This window comes from Nonomuraea sp. NPDC001684 (genome assembly GCF_053596515.1).
On the sequence record NZ_JBSFGJ010000904.1, the window covers coordinates 1 to 1,154 of the forward strand.

Annotated in this window: 1 protein-coding gene; it reads left to right on the forward strand. The window is 75.5% G+C overall.

Annotated elements, in window-relative coordinates:
- The coding region (locus tag ACWCSD_RS52975) for a non-ribosomal peptide synthetase (protein WP_449927636.1) at positions 1 to 1,154 on the forward strand (1,154 nt) is incomplete at both ends.

The following is a 1,154-nucleotide window of genomic DNA, read 5'->3' on the forward strand; positions in this document are numbered from 1 at the left end:
CGCGAGACCGCGATGGACCCGGCCGCGTTCGCCGACTACCTGACCCACCACCGGGTGGACGTCGTCAAGTGCGTCCCCAGCCACCTGGAGCTGCTGGCCTCGGGCGGTGACCTGGCCGCCGTGCTGCCGCGCCGGCTGCTGATCCTGGCGGGCGAGGCGTGCCCGTGGGACCTGGTGGAGCGGGCCCGCGCCGCCCGGCCCGAGCTCAGGATCCAGAGCCACTACGGCCACACCGAGTCCACGATGATCTGCCTGGTGTGCGACACCGAGGAGATCCCCGCCGACCGGCGGACCGGCATCGTGCCGCTGGGCCGTCCGCTGCCCGGCGTGTACGGCCACCTGGTGGACGCCGCAATGCGGCCGGTGCCGCCCGGCGTGCCCGGCGAGCTGGTGGTCGGCGGCCCCGGGGTCACCCGCGGTTACATCGGCCGGCCCGAGCTGACCGCCGAACGGTTCGTCCCCGACCCGCTGACCGGGCAGGGACGCTGCTACCGCAGCGGCGACCTGCTGCGCCTCACCGCCGACGGACAGATCGAGTTCCGCGGCCGGGTCGACGACCAGGTCAAGGTCCGCGGCTACCGGGTGGAACTCGGCGAGGTCACCACCGCGCTGCGGGCGCTGCCCCAGGTCGCCGAGGCAGTGGTGCTGCCCGTCGGCGAGGGCAAGGCCAGGCAGCTCGCCGCGTGGGTGACGCCCGCGACCGTGCAGGCCGCGGCCGTGCGCTCGGCGCTGCGTGAACGGCTGCCCGACTACATGGTCCCGGCGCACGTCGTCGCCCTCGACCGGCTTCCGCTCAACCCCAACGGCAAGATCGACCGGGCGGCCCTGCCCGAGCCGGTGGCCGAGCAGGCCGCGTACGCGGCGCCCTCGACGCCGAACGAGGAGCTGGTCGCCGGGGCCTTCGCCCGGGTGCTCGACGTCGAGCGGGTCGGCGCGGGCGACGACTTCTTCGCCCTCGGCGGCGATTCCTTCGCCGCCGTCCGCGCGGTCAAGGAGATCGGCCGCGGGCTGCGCGTGATCGACCTGTTCACCCGGCCCACCGTCGCCCAGCTGGCCGCCTTCCTCGGCCAGGAGAGCGGCGGCGGCCTGCTGCACCGCCTGGGCGGCGGCCCGGCCAGCGAGTTCACCTTGCTCTGCGTGCCGTACGGCGGCGG